Raw genomic sequence first — 14,809 nt, 5'->3', positions numbered from 1 at the left:
GCGAGCAATTTATCCATCACATGTGACAGTAAATGGGCAAGCGCGCCAGTTTCAGCAAGATTGTAACACCAAATCCATCATTTCACCGCCTTTATTAAACAAGCTTTGACAATCTTAACAATAATAATACAACTTGCGAGCAAATTTAGTGGATATTCGTGGTCAAAACTCCAAAATTTTGCTATCATTGGCGAATCTTTGTGGTCAGCGCAGCAAAGGCAAAGATGACGGTCATGACCGATCTGCTGATATGCACACGATCACGACGCACTGACTTCCTCCCACACGACATTGAGAAATTGTATGAAAAAACAAGTTTTGGCAGCAACCATCGCAGCATTGGCATTGGTCGGCTGTAATAAAAATACGGCAGCAGAGCCGAAAGAAGGCGAGAAATCCACCGTCGTCACCGACAGCAGCACCGAGATCCAAAAAGTCAGCTATGTGTTTGGCTATGACGCTGGCAAAACCCTAAAACAAATCGAAGATCAGCTGGATTTGGACATCTACATGAAAGCCTTTAAAGATGGCTATGCAGGTGCCGAAAGCGCATTGACCCAAGAGCAGGTGCAGGCGCTGGGTGTGGCTTATGAGAAGCGTAAGAGCGAAGAAGCGCAGCAAAAACAAGCTGAAGCTGCCACCAACAATAAAGCTGAAGGTGAGAAATTCTTGGCCGACAACGCCAAAAAAGCTGGCGTTCAAACCACCGCATCAGGCCTACAATATAAAGTCATCACCGAAGGCACAGGCAAATCACCAACCGCGAACGATGGCGTATATGCCGCCTATGAAGGCAAGCTAATCGATGGCACGGTGTTTGATTCATCAGAAGGTCAGCCTGTACCATTCATGCTAAACCAAGTCATCAAAGGCTGGACAGAGGGTCTGCAGCTGATGAAAGAAGGCGGCAAATATGAACTGTATGTTCCAAGCGCCTTGGCTTATGGCGAAGAGGGCGTGCCAGGTGCTGAGATCGGCCCGAACAGCGTGCTGATCTTCACCATCGATTTGCAGCGCGTCGCCGATGCTGCCACCATCCAAAAAGAGCAGCAAGCCATGATGGAAGCGCAAATGAAAGCACTTCAAGAAGCTCAAGCTCAATAAGTCATGGATTCATACACCCTAAAGCTGTGCGGCTTTGGGGTGTTTTTTATTGTCAAATTTTTAGGTTTTTGTCGGTCGATTGACAGACAGCATGAAAATGTTGCCAAATACTCACCAAAATATTGCAACACTTGACCAAATTGGGTATAGTGAGCCGATGAATGAGGGCTGTATGGTGGTTGGGATGTTGGGTATTACAGATTTGTGGACTTATGTGCTGGCGGTGGTGATTATCATTGTCTTGCCTGGTCCAAATAGCCTGTACTGTCTGTCGGTATCTGCAGGGCACGGGCGCGCTGCGGGTTGGCGTGCGCTGGCAGGGATTTTGGTGGGAGATAGCATCTTGATGATGGCCACCATCTTGGGTGCTGGCACTGTTTTAAGAGTCTATCCTGCTGTGTTTGATGCCATCAAGCTGATTGGCGGCGCTTATCTGGCGTATTTGGGCATACGATTATTGATTGGTGCTTATTATAATTTTAAAAATCGCCATCAGATTCGCCGCGCAGAGTTTGGCATCAAGACCCCATCGCGTCAGAATTATTTTTATCGTTCGCTGACTTTGAGCCTGACCAATCCAAAGGCGATTTTATTCTTTTTGTCGTTTTTTGTGCAGTTTGTTGATTCTACTTATGATAAGCCGTGGCTGAGTTTTTTGATTTTGGCATTGATTCTACAGGCGGTGAGTTTTTTGTATTTGATGCTCCTTGTATATACCGGCAAAGCGCTTGCTGAGCGATTTGTCAAGCGTCCAGTGCTCGGCAGCGCGCTGATGATGGCGGCATCAGGGCTGTTTATTGGATTTGCGGTAAATATGTGGCAAAGTCAGCTTTTATAAATGGAGAAAAAATGAAGACCGTGATGCGCTTTGATGTGACAGTGGCAATTTTGATGCTAATCGGCATGCCTGCGATGGCACAGACGCCAGATGCTTTGCCTTCAGAGGATGGGTCGGCTGTGGATGTGGTGGAGGCAGCGACACAGTCAATCGATGCTGACTTAGAATCTAAAACAGCCAATGAAGAGGCGATGGCTGAACAAGCAGCCGATGAGAATGTCAAGCAGCTTGAGTGGGTTGATGCCAATCATCAAGAATTTAGAGGATGGCTCCAAAAAACTGCGCATCGAATGGATGGGTGGTTTGGCGATACCAATCCCAATGAGCCTGCGCGTGCCAGTCTGCGTGTGATGATGGATACCACTTGGAATGAATACGATGGCACGACCGTCAAACCGCGTGTGCGTGGCAAAATTAAACTGCCAACACTCGAAAACCGCTTGAGCATTGTATTTGGTGATGACAGCTTGGATGACATTCCAAGCGATGGTGGGGTGATGAGTGATGATCGCGTGGCGACGCCAAATGCCGAAGATCGCCGATTTGACCGCCGTCAAGCGCGGGAGGATAACTCATCTTTGGCGCTCAGATGGTCGAAATTCCGTCGTGCTGCGGGCATCGATGTCGATTTAGGGGTGCGATCTGATGATGTGTTTGTGCGCGCCAAATATGACAAGTCTTGGCAACTGTCCCATGATATCCATGCGCGCTTTGAGCAGATGTATCGCTATGGCTCATCGAGCGAGCATACGGCGCTGACGACGCTGGAGTTCGTGCAGCCACAGTCACAATCACGGCAAATCGTCAGCCGCTCACATTTATATTATGCTCACAAGGATCAGGAGGATCTCGACTGGAGTAGCAGTCTATTTCAGCAGCATGCTCTGCCAGTCAAGCATGGCACCGCCGAGCTGAGTTATGGCATTTATACTGGCGGCGATATCGTCGATAAAAACCCAAATCTCAACACCTATGGCCCTTATGTCAGCTATCGTCAGCCTGTGTGGCGTGATTGGCTGTTCTTACAAGGTGATGTCAGTTATTATAATAATAAAACCGAAGATCGCGACCATCATGTGGCATTATTTAGCCGTGTGGAAGTGGTGTTTTGATGGCTCGATGCACTTTGGCTGAATTGATGTTGATCACACATTAGATCTTGATAGATGGCTTGGGCGATGGTCCGTGACCAGATATCATAAGTGATGGCACTGGGGTGAAAGCCGTCTTTGGCGAACATTTGGTGTGAATCTAGTGCCGCCTTGTCAAATTCGTCTGCCAAATAAGTCGCCTTAGGCAGCATCTCACAGCTTTGATATAGCAGTCGATCCAGACGCTTCGCCTGATAACCCAAAAAGCGATTCAGCGGATAAGGCAAAGATGACATCAGCTGCATCGGTGGCAAGCTTAAAAAGTACACCTGTCTTGCGCCAATTTGGCATCAATCATCTGCACCATCGATGTAATTGCTTGTCGCCATGCTGCCTCGCTTGTCTTTTTTACCACATCATTAACCCCGACACTGATGATGACATAGTCGATGGCGGTATCATTGATATTTTGTAGATTTTTTAATATATCTAGGCTGGTATGACCTGTGGTGGCGTGTAGCTGCCACTCGATGGTCCCAAAGGGCAAATCTGCTATATGTGCTGACAGGTGATGGATGATTCGCCCAAGCGCAGCATCATCTTGGTGCGCCACGCCCACACCTGCACCGGCTGAATCACCGATAATCATCAGTCTGAGCGACTGACCAGCTGACTGAACTGTCGTCGTGCCGATCCGTTCACCACGAGGCTCAGGCAGGCTGATGGCGGTGCGCTTGATTTGATGCGCTTGATACAGATAAATCGGCGCAAGCAGATAATCTCGTTTGCGAAATTTCATGATGACACTCCCAGCACTTTGGCCATCAAATCCGAAGTAAACGACAAATCATGCCATAATGATCTTCGAACATCTGACTGGCATCCAGCTGTGATAACGGCAACCAAAAGGCATGACTGGCATCATCTGCGGCACGCACCTGTGGCAAATCGGCACTGTTCGGCAATTCAAAATAATACGCCATCGTCACTGTACGAGCACGAGCAGAGCGTTTTGGTGCATCAAACAGCTGGCTTGTGATTAGGCTATTTTTTAAGATAGTTGGATCAATATCAATGCTGGTCTCTTCGATCAGCTCTCGCACGCAGGCGTGATAAAAATCTTCACCTTGATCAACAAAACCCCCCGGCAGTGCATACAGTCCACGGCCGTATTCGCCACCGCGTTCGATCAATAAAATATGCCCCGACTGTACGACGATGGCATCAGCAGTGATAAAGCTTGGCGGATACGGTGCATCACGCCATGCAGCTTGATAGGATTGGATGTGGTCAAATTCTCGCTTGAGATTGGCATAATGAGCCGTTTGGCGAAATGCATCCAAAAATGCTCGGCTTGTATCCGTCAGTACGGCACTGGCGTCGCTACGCGCCTTGGCATCATCGCCAAAATATGCCGCTCGCAAGGGCGTCGCTGACAGCCCTTGATAATTATCCACCATAAAACTGCCATACTGTGGAAACAGACTAAGATAATACGAGCTTTCATCCTTGTCATGTCCGATGATGGCGATACTGGCATCGGCGGTAGCGGTGGCATTGGCGATGGCTTTTTGAACGCCGATCAGCCATTTGTTATCATTATAAGTGGCATCGGGGATGCCAATGCAATGGATGCGTGCAGCGTCATCGGGCTCAAAACTGCCTAAAATCATCGCCGTGCGTTCACTGACGGTAAAGGGGTTTTTGGGAGTGCGTGGCGAATTGGCTGAGCCAATCAGGATGATGACCTGCTTGGCATAGTGTAGGGCAAGCTTGACCACATGATGATGACCTTGGTGAAATGGCTGAAATCGCCCAATAAATACCAAATAATCAAATTCAAAAGCGTCGTTCATCACTGATCCAATAAAAATTTGTTGATAGCCTTGATAATGGCAACTATGTTACCATATATAATCAAACAGATTGTAAATAATTTACGCCAATACCAAATAAGAGAACCCCATGAGCGAATTAACCAGTAACATCAAAATCACCGAATCTGCCCAAGACTATCTGGCTGAGCTGCTTGCCAAGCAAGAAGTGGACGGCATCGGTGTGCGCATCTTTGTTGAGCACGCAGGCACGCCACGCGCGGAGTGCTGTATGTCATACTGCCAGCCTGACGAGGTGGATGAAGATGATTTGCACATCGCCTATGAAAAATTCACCGCTCATATTGATGCACCAAGCATCCCTTATCTGCATGATGCGGTGATTGATTATAATAAAGACCGTTTTGGTGGTCAGCTGACTTTCCGTGCACCAAATTCAAAAGTGCCACAAGTTGGCGAAAATGCCAGCATCGAAGAACGCATCAACTATGTGCTACAGTCAGAAATCAACCCAAATCTTGCCAGTCATGGCGGCTCAGTTGAGCTACTTGAAGTCATCGAAGATGAGGCGGGTCTGACAGCGGTCTTGAAGTTTGGCGGTGGCTGCCAAGGCTGCTCGGCGGTGGATGTCACCTTGCGTCAAGGTGTGGAAGTGCAGCTTAAGCAATCTATCCCTGAGCTGACCCAAGTGGTAGATAGCACCGACCACAGCGTCGCGGATAATGCGTATTATAAGTGATTGATTTATCTTAAATTTATCATCATTATCCGATACCCATCAATCGTAATTGGACGGTTGGTGGGTATTTTTGTTAATCTATGATATACTTGATTATCATAGCCATAGGAGTGCGTGATGAAACAAGAATACAACTTAAATGTCCAAAGTGGCGTGTCAGCTGTTCAAGCGATTGAGCAGGCATATTTACAGATGATCGAGCAGACGCTGCACGAGACAGAAACTCGTATTGAGCGTGGCGAGAGCAAGTTGATTGATGTGCAAAATGGTTTTTTTGCCGATATGGTTAGTCGCAAGACTTCGGTTGCCTGATGTACACTGTGCAAGCTTCTAAAGAGTTTGTGGCCGACTTTGAGCAGATTATTGATGATATTTTGCAAAATTACACCCAAGCATATGCCGAAAAAATTGCACTGATGCTGGATATTCAGCTCGAAACACTCAAGCAGTCACCCAAAATCTACACGACTGCACCATTTTCTAAGAATTATCGACGATTTATCATTGATGGCAAATATACTGCCTTTTATAAGATTGATGAACAAAATCATACGGTAATTCTTTTGAATATATTCCCATCCATCCGAGATCTTGAGGTCTTATTAAAATAAAATCAACCGCCCATCTTTCAAAGCGGTTGATTTTTTTGGCTTTAATTATGGCGTGTGTTATAGCGTCTTAGCCTTAATTGCTTGATAGTCCGCCACGCTTAGGCGAGGGCCGAACTGACTGACGATGGCGGCGGCGACTTCGGCGGCAAGCTTGCCACAAACAGGCAACTCAAGCCCTTGGGATAGGCCGTATAAGAACGCCCCAGCATAGTTATCGCCCGCACCATTGGTATCAATCACTTGGCTGACTGGGGCGGCATCGATGTGATGTTCGATGATACCTGTATCGCCACGACAAGCGATGATGGCAGGCTTGTCTGAGTTGGTGATGACTACGAGCTCACTGTATTTGAGTAGGGCATTGACAGGGTCAGCTTCACCATCTGCTTCGGCAAATAGACTGGCTTCTTCAAAGTTACAAAATACCGCATCCACGCCACGATCTAGCATCGCCAAGAGACCTTCTTTGGCAAATTTGACCACGGCAGGATCAGCAAAGCTGACAGCGACTTTGACACCATGCTTGCGAGAGGTGGTGTGTAGCTGAGCCAGTGCATCACTGACCGATGGCGACATGGCAAGATAGCCTTCAAGATACAGCCATTTGGCACGGCTTAATTTCTCAAAATTCACATTATCCGCACAGATCTCGCTACTGGTGCCAAGATGTGTCTGCATCGTACGCTCACCATCTGGTGTCACCAGTACCGCACATGAGCCAGTGGTGCCGTCACGATGTACCGCAAAATCAGCATCTGTCGTCACGCCTGATGCTTCTAGATCGCCCAAATAAAAATCACCCATCTCATCACCGCCGACACGGCAATGATAATAAGCACTGCCACCCAAAGAGGCAAATGTCACCATGCTATTGGCCGCACTGCCGCCGCCGGCTTGCTTGGCGGGGGTGATGCCTTGAGCGTTTAGTGTGTCAAATAGTGTCGCTTGAGCATCGGCATCTGCCAGCGTCATATTGCCACGAGTCAGCCCTGTTTTGGCAAGCTGATCTTCGGATAATTGAAATTCGGTATCTACTAGGGCATTACCAATGCCGACGACATCATACATAGTTTTCTCTTATTTTAAAAATTAAAAAACACAAACAGCCAAGCGTGCCAATAGGCTTGACTCGCTTGACTGATGATAGGATAAAATAAACGGTTATTCAGCAGCCAGTTGTACGACCAACAAATCACTATCAACATCTGGCAAAATGCTGTCCGCTGTCGCACCGGCAATCCAAGCTGACAAACCAGTACGCTTGTGGCGACCGATGACCACCAGATCCACAGCGTGCTGATGGCAGTAATCCACGATGCCTTTGCGACCAGAGATGGCAGTCTTGATATTGACATGATGGGCTTGTAGATGGTTGCGGTTTAGGACTTCGGCCAGACGCACTCGCGCTTTTTGGCAGCGTTCATCATCGATTTGCTCATGCAATGCCGATGCTGGAATCAACTCATAGCCAAAACCAAGCATAGTCTCTTCGACGATGTGCAAGACGGATAATTGGGCTTGTGGTTCTGCATCCAAAATCCACTTGGCTTTTTGTGCGACCAAATCGGTATCGTCTTTTAGGTCAGTGACTAGCAGTACATGTTGGTACATAAACACGCTCCTTTTGCAGTTTGAGTTGCCAATTTTCCTAGCTTTAGTATAACAAATATAAAGCGATAATTCAGCTGATTTGGGCAATTTTCTTCAAAAACTCACCCAATTTGCCATCACATCACCACTGACACACCGCCATGATTATCCCGCAGTTTGGCGATGGATTGGGTGTTATTATCGATGGTGAGTAGATAGACATCGCAGTTATCAGGACGAATAGTCAGCTCATAAGTAGCAAAAGTCGCCTTGTTCAGCACCTGTTCGCTGTCTTGGTGCAGTAGTTGCCAAATCAACATCCCAATCCACATTCCATGTCCAAAGACCACATAACTGCCGTCCGCCATCTCGCTAAAGGCGTGCCGTGCTGTGCGTACTCGGGCGACAAAATCATCAAAACTATCCGTGCTATCGCCATCTTTGTGATCGTTTGGCAGCTGCCAAAATGCCTGCGCCATCGTGCGAATCTCGGACAATTCACGTTGAAAAATCCGCTCAAATTCAAGTATATTAAACTCTTGTAAGCTTGGCATCACCGTGGCATCAAAGCCAGTTTTTTGTAGATAAGGTAGGGCGGTCTGCTGCGTACGAATATAAGGTGAAGTAAACACGCCGCTGATGGTTTCTTGGGTAGCTGCCAAATAGTCACACAGCCAGTCGCACAGGCTTTGGGCTTGAGTTCGTCCAAGGTCGGTGAGATTGATCAGATGATTTTCGCGGATGACAAGCCCTGCATTGGATTCGCTTTGGGCATGACGGATTAGGTAGAATTTTTTCATAAGATAAATTATAAACATCCAAATAACAGCACTGATATGAGCGGGCATCAGTATCACGCATGACAATTCGCCTATTTATGCCAAATCTGTGCTAAAATAACGACTTTGCAAATCGCTTAGCATAACAAAATTTTTTGGCGATCGCTACTGGTTGCTACATTATCTTGGTGTGATATACCATGATAATTCATTGAATTTGATAGGAAAAATATGACAATAACATTACACCCAAGCTTTGAGCTGCTTGACACGCGTCGCATCGAAGCACTGGATATGACCGTGTTGACCGCCCGCCATCGCACAACAGGGGCGATGCATTATCATTTGGCGTGCCAAAACAGCGAAAACGCCTTGATGATTGGCTTTGCCACCGTGCCGATGACTTCTCGTGGCGAAGCGCATATCCTAGAGCACGTGGTACTGTGCGGCTCTGAAAAATACCCTGTGCGAGATCCATTTTTTAGTATGATTAAACGCTCGCTCAATACCTTTATGAATGCGATGACGGCCAGTGATTGGACGGTATATCCCTTTGCTAGTCAGAATAAAAAGGACTTTTTTAACCTATTATCCGTCTATACCGACGCGGTATTTTTCCCCAATATTCATCCGCTGGATTTTGCTCAAGAAGGTATCCGCATCGAGCTCGATGATGATGGCAAACCACAGTACCACGGCATTGTGTTCAATGAGATGAAAGGGGCGATGAGTGGTGAGATTGATCAGCTGTATTATGCACTGACACCGCACCTATTTCCGACGACGACTTATCATTATAATTCTGGCGGTGATCCTGCCGAGATTCCAAAGCTTAGCCATGCTGATTTGGTGGCATTTCACCAAGCGCATTATCATCCGAGCAACGCCATCATCATGAGCTTTGGTGATATTGCGGTGAGCGACATTCAAGAAAAACTTCATGATGATGCCCTAAGTCGTTTTGATGGCATTACCCGTCCTGCTCAGGGTAAAAAATTCTCATCATCACTAGAGCAGCCACTGACTGCCCCTGTAGCGGTGTCGGATACTTATAGCAGTGATAGTGATGGCAAGCAGATGACGCACCATGTGCTGGCATGGCTTTTGCCAACCATCACTGATCCAAAGACTCGACTATCATTACGCTTAGTCGAAGGGGTGCTGGCTGAGCATAGCGGTTCGCCACTCAGAGCGTATCTTGAGAGTCATCCGCATGGCACAGCACCGAGTCCGCTGCTGGGTCTGGATGACAGCCACTATCAGATGGTATTCTATGCAGGACTGCGTGGTTCGGATATTGAATACGCCGATGCAGTTGAGCAGGGGATTTTGGATTTATTAACTGACATTGCCAATCATCCGATTGATGATGAAGTGATTGAGACGATTTTGCATCAGATTGAGATTGATCAGCGTCATATCGGTGGCGATAGTATGCCCTATGGTTTGACCTTGATGCTTGAGGGCTTTAGCACGGCGATTCATGGCGGTGATCCGATCGATGTGTGGCAGATTGATGAGCATTTGGCGTGGCTCAAGGACAAGGCATTTGAGCCAAATTGGGTGCAGTCGCTGATTCGCACGCATTTGATTGACAATCCGCACCGAGTACGCTTGACCATGAGTCCTGATACGGATAAGGCGGCTCGCTTGATTCGTGATGAACAGGCAAAATTGGCAGAGCTGGATGCGCAGTTGGGTGATGATGACAGAGTCAATATCCGTAAGCAAAGTGCTGATCTACAGGCTCGTCAAGCCACCCCAGATGATGTCAATCTACTGCCAAAAGTTGATTTGAGTGATGTGCCGAGTGATGTGGCATTCACGCACGCGACGCATACGACACTTGCAACCGCCATGGGGGATGTGCCTGTGCATCTGTACCATGCTGGCACGAATGGCTTGTACTATTATCAGTTGATCACACCACTGACTGGTGATGTGGCGGATCAAGTACTCAATAATCCGCTACTGCCACTGTATTTGGCACTGCTGTCTGAAGTCGGTACTCATCAGCATGATGCCCGCAGTTTCCAAGCGGTGCAAGCATCGCATTCATCAGGGGTGACAGCTCGTATCAGTCAGCGTACCAGTGTTGATGATAAGGATCAGATGGGCAGTTATTTTGTGCTTGCCACTCGTGCGCTCAATCGTAAAACCGAAGCCATCGCTTTGGTATCTGAAGTGCTAAACGATACCATCTTTAGCGAAACCGATCGCATCCGTGAGCTACTGCAACAAAAACAAAGCGGCTGGCAGTCTCGTCTATCAGGTGCAGGGCACGCCTATGCTATGCAGACAGCGGTGCGTCAGATGAGCCGTCAAGCAGCCATCGAATATGCCTATTCGGGTCTGCCAGCATTGGCGACGCTCAAGGCATTTTTGGTGCAGGCAGCCGAAGATGACTTACAGTGGCAACAACTCAGCGAGCGACTGACGGCACTGCATCAGACGGTGATGGCACTGCCAAAGCAAGTATTGCTCGTGTGCGAAGAGGGCATGAGCGAGACTTTGTTGCCAATCATCGCCGATCAGCTATCGCTGCAGCCAAGCACGCAAGCGGCACCATCAGTAAGTTCGCCAATGATATTCGATGAGCTGACTGAATTGCTTGATGATCATGGCGATGAGGATATCGCATGGCTGATCTCAACCAATGTCCATCACAACGCCGCTGCTTATCCTGCGACCACATCAGGTCATGCTGATACGCCTGCTTTGATGGTGCTTGCACCATTTTTGCGTAATGGCTATCTGCATAGTGCTATCCGTGAAAAAGGTGGTGCTTATGGTGGTGGTGCCAGCTTTGATAGCAATGCAGCTGCGTTTCGTTTCTATAGCTATCGCGATCCGCACTGCCAAGAGACTTTTGCTCATTTTGATAAAAGCATCGACTGGCTGCTCACTACCGAGCATGATGACGAGCAGCTGACCGAAGCCATCTTGGGCATCATCGCAGGGATGGACAAACCAGGTTCGCCTGCTGGTGAAGCGGTCAAATCTTGCTTTAGCGAGCTACATGAGCGTGATCAAGCATGGCAACAGGCGATGCGAGCCAAAATTCTTGCAGTCACTATCGATGATCTAAAACGAGTGGCGACGACCTATCTGAAGGATAAACCACATACCAAAGCCACACTGGCACCGATAGAACAAGCAGATGCCATGAGTAAGCTTGGTTTTGTGATTAAGAAATTGGCATAATAAAAAGCGGGCTTTGGCTCGCTTTTTTGTGGGTGGATTGGCAATATATCTAATTAAAATTGCGCAAGTATCTGTATGAATATCTATGTGCAGGTATCTATGCGCATGTATCTATGGCTGCAGTATGAATAGATTGGTGGATAAAATCATTTCTTTTATTTGTTTGATTTTACTATCATCTAAACAATAAAAGTGATGTGTCAAATCAAAACCAAGATCAACAACCAATTTTAAATTTTGAAATACCAAGCAGCAGGTTGGTCGTTCTTTTAGTCCATTAATGATATGTCTTGCATAAACAGCGCTATTTTTGGTTTTAATGATTGATGAGTTAGCATCAATATAAACAAACCCATCATTTAGGTCAAATAAGCGCTGGTATATGTATAAAAATTCATTGGCTATTGTTGTAAATTTTTCATCAAAATATTTATCATTCAATTTCACGATATTGGCATAGCATACGAATTGCTCATTCATATACTCGTCTTCGGTCAAAATATGATCAAAATATGAAACCAAAAATACCTCTTTGACATTTGAGGGCGTTTCATTATCTAAATTTACATACAGCTCACTTAGATTATCTTTTTCCAAGCTTGCTTTAAGGCTGTCTAAGGCTTTTTCATGGGATAGATTAAAAACAATCATTGCTCATTTCCTAAGTGCAGCCGTTCGCAAACCAAGTCGGTATTGCACAGCTTTACAACAAACATGCACCACATCACCATTTCATCCCGATACTTTCGGCGCAGGCATAGCCACTTGCCCATGCCCAAGCAAAATTATAGCCGCCAAGCCAGCCGGTCACATCGAGCACTTCACCGATGAAATAGAGATTTGGTTTTAGGCGAGACTCCATCGTCTTGCCTGAGACATCACGAGTATCGACACCGCCACGAGTGACTTCGGCGACTCGGTAGCCTTCGGTGCCGCTGGGCTTGAGCGTCCATGCATTTAGCAGTGTGGCGATTTGACGCAGGGTGTCGTCTTTGAGATTGGCAAGCTCGGTCTCTTTATGAGCTTGCCACAGATGGTTTTCGAGTGCGGTGAGTAGTTTTTTGGGTAGCACACCTGCCAAAGCGGTGCGAATCAGCTGTTTTGGATGCGATTTTTTGGCGGTTAGTAGCAGTGCTGCGATGTCGGTCTGTGGTGCTAGATTGATGGTAATACTCTCGCCCAGATGCCAGTAGTTTGACAGCTGGAGCATGGCAGGGCCAGACAGACCACGATGCGTAAATAGCAGTGGTAGAGTGAAGCTAATCTTATCATTGGATGCAGTGACATCTAGGCTTAGACCTGCTTGTGACTTGATGAGATCTCCTGTCGCATCAGTAAAGGTAAATGGCACTAAGGCAGCTTCGGTCGGGACGATGCTATGTCCAAACTGGCTTGCCACTTGATAGCCAAAGCCGCTCGCCCCAAGCGTTGGGATAGATAGACCGCCTGTGGCAACCACCAGATGCTGACAGTGATAGGTGGTGGCGGTGCCATCCTTTTTGTGGGTGGTCTGCAGTGCAAAGCCGTTATCATCGGTCGCACGGATGCTATCGATGACGGTATGCAGATGGATACCGACGCCGAAATCTTGGCATTGCTTTAGTAGCATATCTAAAATATCTTTGGCGCTGTCATCACAAAATAGCTGTCCATGCTCCCGCTCGTGATAGGCGATGCCGTGGCGATTGACCAAATCAATAAAATCATCACTGCCGTATTTGGATAGCGCGGATTTGACAAAATGCGGATTTTGGCTGATAAAATGCCGTGGCTCTACTTGGCGATTGATAAAATTACACCGTCCACCGCCTGACATTAGGATTTTTTTGCCGGCTTTATTGGCATGATCAAGTACCAGCACCGATTTACCAAAGCTTGCCAAGTTGAACGCACAAAACAGCCCCGATGCGCCTGCACCGATGATGATGGTATCGACTGTATGGTTCATAGTATTTCCTTGGCTGTGAAAATGGGCAAAGTGGCGTGTCTGATGGCGAATCATTGAGTCGCCAAAGCTATTATGGTAACATTTTTATGACCCAAAAGCATCGTATCCATTGCGCGATTTTTACTAAAATGATGGCAAATTATTAAAAAATTGGGTATCATAAATCAACTTTAACCACGCAAGACTGCATGACTGTGAATTTACCAACCGAGCAAACGAAGCCGGCATCGGTTTTTAATTTGCCTAACAATCTCACCATCGCGCGCATCGTGATGATTCCTTTGTTTGTGGCCATCGCCTATTGGCCGCCAGCGCTGGGCATCGGCGTGCCTGCCATCCCTGATAATGCCATCGCTCGCTTGGGAATGATGGAATATAGCGACAGTATGCTTCGGCATCTGATCTTGACGCTGCTGTTTGTGCTGGCGGCATTGACCGATTGGCTGGATGGCCATTTGGCGCGCAAGATGAATATCACTTCGGCATTTGGGCGTTTTTTAGATCCTGTGGCGGACAAGCTGATGGTGGCAGCTGCCTTGATCGTACTGGTGCAATGGCATCCAAACATCGTCATGGCGACATCGGCGATCGTCATCATCTCGCGTGAGATTGCGGTGTCGGCATTGCGTGAGTGGATGGCGGAGCTGGGCGCACGCACCAGTGTGGCGGTGTCGTATGTGGGTAAGCTTAAGACCACTTTTCAGATGATCGCCATCACTGTATTGCTACTCAACTGGCAATCGCTTGAGATGATCGGTTATACGCTGATGGTGATTGCGGTGATTTTGACCTTGTGGTCAATGATGATTTATCTAAAAGCAGCTTGGCCATATCTTAAACAGCCTTAATGGCCAATAACAGGGCTGATGGCGCAGTCAGTATGACACATAAGCTGTCTTAAGCTGACCCAAAGCATCGTTCAGCCCATATCATTGCACATCATAAAATAAATACCGCCAAATCTATTTCAATCAAAAAACTTGTATGATATAATGCATCAGAATATGGTTTTGTTTTGCTAAAAATAAAACCATGGGTTTTAATTAACAATCGAGGAAACCATCATGGCA

Annotated in this window: 16 protein-coding genes; 8 read left to right on the top strand and 8 right to left on the bottom strand. The window is 47.1% G+C overall.

Translation table 11 applies throughout. The features are described from left to right. Positions 1–303 precede the first annotated feature (303 nt). The 3 genes from B0681_RS03930 to B0681_RS03920 all read left to right on the top strand — a co-directional run bounded on the left by B0681_RS03930 (position 304) and on the right by B0681_RS03920 (position 3,054). A complete protein-coding gene (locus B0681_RS03930; protein ID WP_078317456.1) occupies positions 304–1,104 on the top strand; it encodes an FKBP-type peptidyl-prolyl cis-trans isomerase in 801 nt (266 codons plus the stop codon). 184 nt (positions 1,105–1,288) lie between these two features. Beyond that, the gene (gene leuE, locus B0681_RS03925) at positions 1,289–1,942 is read left to right on the top strand and encodes a leucine efflux protein LeuE (protein WP_078317506.1); all 654 of its coding nucleotides are present in this window, start codon (positions 1,289–1,291) and stop codon (positions 1,940–1,942) included. A gap of 11 nt (positions 1,943–1,953) precedes the next feature. Then, positions 1,954–3,054 (top strand): hypothetical protein, encoded by a 1,101-nt coding sequence (locus tag B0681_RS03920; protein WP_114144947.1) that lies wholly within the window; start codon positions 1,954–1,956, stop codon positions 3,052–3,054. Here the strand turns inward: B0681_RS03920 and B0681_RS03915 are convergent. The 3 genes from B0681_RS03915 to B0681_RS03905 are packed head-to-tail and all read right to left on the bottom strand — an operon-like array spanning position 3,015 to position 4,889. Beyond that, positions 3,015–3,362: an SGNH/GDSL hydrolase family protein gene (locus tag B0681_RS03915; RefSeq protein ID WP_078317455.1), complete on the bottom strand. Its 348-nt coding sequence runs from the start codon at positions 3,360–3,362 to the stop codon at positions 3,015–3,017. The two genes, B0681_RS03920 and B0681_RS03915, sit on opposite strands and share 40 nt — an antisense overlap. Continuing rightward, entirely contained in the window at positions 3,350–3,832 is a 483-nt protein-coding gene (locus B0681_RS03910) for a GDSL-type esterase/lipase family protein (protein ID WP_078317454.1), read from the bottom strand. The genes B0681_RS03915 and B0681_RS03910 overlap by 13 nt, the downstream gene beginning before the upstream one ends. A gap of 25 nt (positions 3,833–3,857) precedes the next feature. Beyond that, the gene (locus B0681_RS03905) at positions 3,858–4,889 is read right to left on the bottom strand and encodes a bifunctional nicotinamide-nucleotide adenylyltransferase/Nudix hydroxylase (protein WP_078317453.1); all 1,032 of its coding nucleotides are present in this window, start codon (positions 4,887–4,889) and stop codon (positions 3,858–3,860) included. Positions 4,890–4,998: 109 nt separating this feature from the next. Between B0681_RS03905 and nfuA the strand changes: the two genes are divergently transcribed. From nfuA to B0681_RS03890, 3 genes are all read left to right on the top strand, one after another. Then, on the top strand, positions 4,999–5,607 hold the full coding sequence (nfuA, locus tag B0681_RS03900) for a Fe-S biogenesis protein NfuA (protein ID WP_078317452.1): 609 nt from the start codon (positions 4,999–5,001) through the stop codon (positions 5,605–5,607). A gap of 117 nt (positions 5,608–5,724) precedes the next feature. Continuing rightward, on the top strand, positions 5,725–5,919 hold the full coding sequence (locus B0681_RS03895; protein WP_078317451.1) for a hypothetical protein: 195 nt from the start codon (positions 5,725–5,727) through the stop codon (positions 5,917–5,919). Further along, complete coding sequence (locus B0681_RS03890; protein WP_078317450.1) at positions 5,919–6,218, top strand: type II toxin-antitoxin system RelE/ParE family toxin; 300 nt, start codon at positions 5,919–5,921, stop codon at positions 6,216–6,218. Before B0681_RS03895 ends, B0681_RS03890 begins: the two co-directional genes overlap by 1 nt. Before the next feature lie 57 nt (positions 6,219–6,275). Here the strand turns inward: B0681_RS03890 and B0681_RS03885 are convergent, their stop codons facing one another. The 3 genes from B0681_RS03885 to B0681_RS03875 form a co-directional block, all read right to left on the bottom strand. After that, complete coding sequence (locus tag B0681_RS03885) at positions 6,276–7,286, bottom strand: adenosine kinase (RefSeq protein WP_078317449.1); 1,011 nt, start codon at positions 7,284–7,286, stop codon at positions 6,276–6,278. Between the two features lie 93 nt (positions 7,287–7,379). Next, the gene (locus tag B0681_RS03880; protein WP_078317448.1) at positions 7,380–7,829 is read right to left on the bottom strand and encodes a universal stress protein; all 450 of its coding nucleotides are present in this window, start codon (positions 7,827–7,829) and stop codon (positions 7,380–7,382) included. Between the two features lie 116 nt (positions 7,830–7,945). Then, positions 7,946–8,608 (bottom strand): histidine phosphatase family protein, encoded by a 663-nt coding sequence (locus tag B0681_RS03875; RefSeq protein WP_158077917.1) that lies wholly within the window; start codon positions 8,606–8,608, stop codon positions 7,946–7,948. A gap of 210 nt (positions 8,609–8,818) precedes the next feature. Between B0681_RS03875 and B0681_RS03870 the strand changes: the two genes are divergently transcribed. Then, positions 8,819–11,791 (top strand): insulinase family protein, encoded by a 2,973-nt coding sequence (locus tag B0681_RS03870; RefSeq protein ID WP_078317446.1) that lies wholly within the window; start codon positions 8,819–8,821, stop codon positions 11,789–11,791. 111 nt (positions 11,792–11,902) lie between these two features. Here B0681_RS03870 and B0681_RS03865 read toward each other — a convergent pair whose 3' ends face one another. Both B0681_RS03865 and B0681_RS03860 read right to left on the bottom strand, forming a co-directional pair. Next, positions 11,903–12,442: a hypothetical protein gene (locus tag B0681_RS03865; RefSeq protein WP_078317445.1), complete on the bottom strand. Its 540-nt coding sequence runs from the start codon at positions 12,440–12,442 to the stop codon at positions 11,903–11,905. 73 nt (positions 12,443–12,515) lie between these two features. Beyond that, positions 12,516–13,739, bottom strand: a complete 1,224-nt coding sequence (locus tag B0681_RS03860) for a BaiN/RdsA family NAD(P)/FAD-dependent oxidoreductase (protein ID WP_078317444.1) — start codon at positions 13,737–13,739, stop codon at positions 12,516–12,518. A 188-nt stretch (positions 13,740–13,927) separates the two neighbouring features. On the opposite strand from B0681_RS03860, the gene pgsA reads away from it, so the two are divergent. Further along, positions 13,928–14,587, top strand: coding sequence for a CDP-diacylglycerol--glycerol-3-phosphate 3-phosphatidyltransferase (pgsA, locus tag B0681_RS03855; protein WP_078317443.1), 660 nt, complete (start codon positions 13,928–13,930; stop codon positions 14,585–14,587). The last annotated feature ends 222 nt before the right edge of the window (positions 14,588–14,809 follow it).

The organism is Moraxella porci DSM 25326 (genome assembly GCF_002014855.1).
Classification (GTDB): Bacteria; Pseudomonadota; Gammaproteobacteria; order Pseudomonadales; family Moraxellaceae; genus Moraxella; species Moraxella porci.
The sequence above is the reverse complement of the archived record's forward strand: the minus strand, read 5'-3'. Positions and strand labels throughout refer to the sequence as shown.

What these genes read in the sequence shown, in the direction of transcription:
- B0681_RS03930 (WP_078317456.1), top strand. Translation starts at nt 304, where the DNA reads ATGAAAAAACAAGTTTTGGCAGCAACCATCGCAGCATTGGCATTGGTC.
- leuE (WP_078317506.1), top strand. Translation starts at nt 1,289, where the DNA reads ATGTTGGGTATTACAGATTTGTGGACTTATGTGCTGGCGGTGGTGATT.
- B0681_RS03920 (WP_114144947.1), top strand. Translation starts at nt 1,954, where the DNA reads ATGAAGACCGTGATGCGCTTTGATGTGACAGTGGCAATTTTGATGCTA.
- B0681_RS03910 (WP_078317454.1), bottom strand. Translation starts at nt 3,832, where the DNA reads ATGAAATTTCGCAAACGAGATTATCTGCTTGCGCCGATTTATCTGTAT.
- B0681_RS03905 (WP_078317453.1), bottom strand. Translation starts at nt 4,889, where the DNA reads ATGAACGACGCTTTTGAATTTGATTATTTGGTATTTATTGGGCGATTT.
- nfuA (WP_078317452.1), top strand. Translation starts at nt 4,999, where the DNA reads ATGAGCGAATTAACCAGTAACATCAAAATCACCGAATCTGCCCAAGAC.
- B0681_RS03895 (WP_078317451.1), top strand. Translation starts at nt 5,725, where the DNA reads ATGAAACAAGAATACAACTTAAATGTCCAAAGTGGCGTGTCAGCTGTT.
- B0681_RS03890 (WP_078317450.1), top strand. Translation starts at nt 5,919, where the DNA reads ATGTACACTGTGCAAGCTTCTAAAGAGTTTGTGGCCGACTTTGAGCAG.
- B0681_RS03885 (WP_078317449.1), bottom strand. Translation starts at nt 7,286, where the DNA reads ATGTATGATGTCGTCGGCATTGGTAATGCCCTAGTAGATACCGAATTT.
- B0681_RS03880 (WP_078317448.1), bottom strand. Translation starts at nt 7,829, where the DNA reads ATGTACCAACATGTACTGCTAGTCACTGACCTAAAAGACGATACCGAT.
- B0681_RS03875 (WP_158077917.1), bottom strand. Translation starts at nt 8,608, where the DNA reads ATGAAAAAATTCTACCTAATCCGTCATGCCCAAAGCGAATCCAATGCA.
- B0681_RS03870 (WP_078317446.1), top strand. Translation starts at nt 8,819, where the DNA reads ATGACAATAACATTACACCCAAGCTTTGAGCTGCTTGACACGCGTCGC.
- B0681_RS03865 (WP_078317445.1), bottom strand. Translation starts at nt 12,442, where the DNA reads ATGATTGTTTTTAATCTATCCCATGAAAAAGCCTTAGACAGCCTTAAA.
- B0681_RS03860 (WP_078317444.1), bottom strand. Translation starts at nt 13,739, where the DNA reads ATGAACCATACAGTCGATACCATCATCATCGGTGCAGGCGCATCGGGG.
- pgsA (WP_078317443.1), top strand. Translation starts at nt 13,928, where the DNA reads ATGACTGTGAATTTACCAACCGAGCAAACGAAGCCGGCATCGGTTTTT.